Annotated in this window: 1 pseudogene; it reads right to left on the reverse strand. The window is 73.5% G+C overall.

The features are described from left to right. Positions 1-1,182 (reverse strand): annotated as a pseudogene (locus ACTWP5_RS32055) (ADP-ribosyltransferase); the annotation flags it as partial. Positions 1,183-1,212 lie beyond the last annotated feature (30 nt).

Here is a 1,212-nt window from a genome sequence, read left to right on the forward strand (position 1 = left end):
GCGCAGGGCCGAGAACGCGGCGGAGGTGCCCCGGGCGACGTGGGTCATGGGGTCGAGGGCGCGGCCGGCGTGGGTGGCGGCGCGGGCTGCGGTCGAGGCGGTGCGGGCTGCTGCTCCGGTGGCGACGGCGGCGGTGCCGGTGCCGAGGCTGGCGGCGGTGGTCAGGACGTTGAACGTCAGGGCGCCGGCGGCGCGGGCGGGGTTCTCCTCCCAGGTGTCCCAGGCGACCATGGCCTGCGCGGTGTCGACGGCGGCGTCGCGGGAGTCGCTCATCCAGTCCGTCACCGGGCTGTCGGGCAGCAGGCCGAGGTCGTCGGCGGTGGCGGCCAGCGCGCCGATCGTGGTCAGCCCGGTGGCGAGCTGTCCCAGGCCCCGCCACGCCTCGGCCGCGCCGTCGTTCCACGGCAGCAGCGCGCCCAGCCCCTGGAAGGTGCCCACGATGCCGTCGATGACGATGCCGTCCCACACGAACGACTTCAGGTGGTGGCCGATCTCGTACCACTGGCGTTTCTCCTCCACCACCGACCCCCACGGGGTCTGGGCGGCCTGGGCCATGTCCTGAACCGACAGCCCGTACATGCCCTCGGCGCCCGAGCCGTCGTCCACCCGCCACCGGGTGCCGCCCACCAGCGCGCTGATGGTGTTGGCGCAGTGCCGTTCCGCCGCCCAGAACTCCGCCACCGTGGTGGAGATCTGCGACAGGAGGCTGTTGTTGCGCTCCACCAGGTCACCGTCGGCGTTCCAGTCGTCGTCCCCCGCGATGGTGTCGGTGAACGCGGCGGCCTCCAGACGGAGGGTGTTGAGGCGTTCGACCAGCGGGCGGATCTCCTCCGCGTAGGTGGCCAGGGCGGAGACGACGGCCTCCAGCTGGGTGGCGAAGTCGTCCGCGCGGTCACGCACCGGCTGGGTGGAGGCGAACAACTGCCCGGCCTCCGGCGCCTGGTAGAACGCGGACAACCCCTGGAACCTGGCGTGGACGTCCCCGCCGATGTCCCGCAGCTCGTCCGCGTCCTTCGCCAACAGGCCCCGCGCCGTCTCCAGCAACGCCAGGTCACCGGTGAACTCCGGCACCAACGAAGGGTCCACCCGCTCCGGCATCGCCGGCCCACTGGCCGCCGCCCACCCCTCGACCGTCGCGGGATCGATCACCCGCCGACGCCCCACCACGTCGTCAAGCCCCACCAGACCACCCCCACCCCCGAGGCGCAACGC

Origin of the sequence: Streptomyces sp. 4N509B (assembly GCF_052245655.1) — a bacterium.
Taxonomy (GTDB): Bacteria; Actinomycetota; Actinomycetes; order Streptomycetales; family Streptomycetaceae; genus Streptomyces.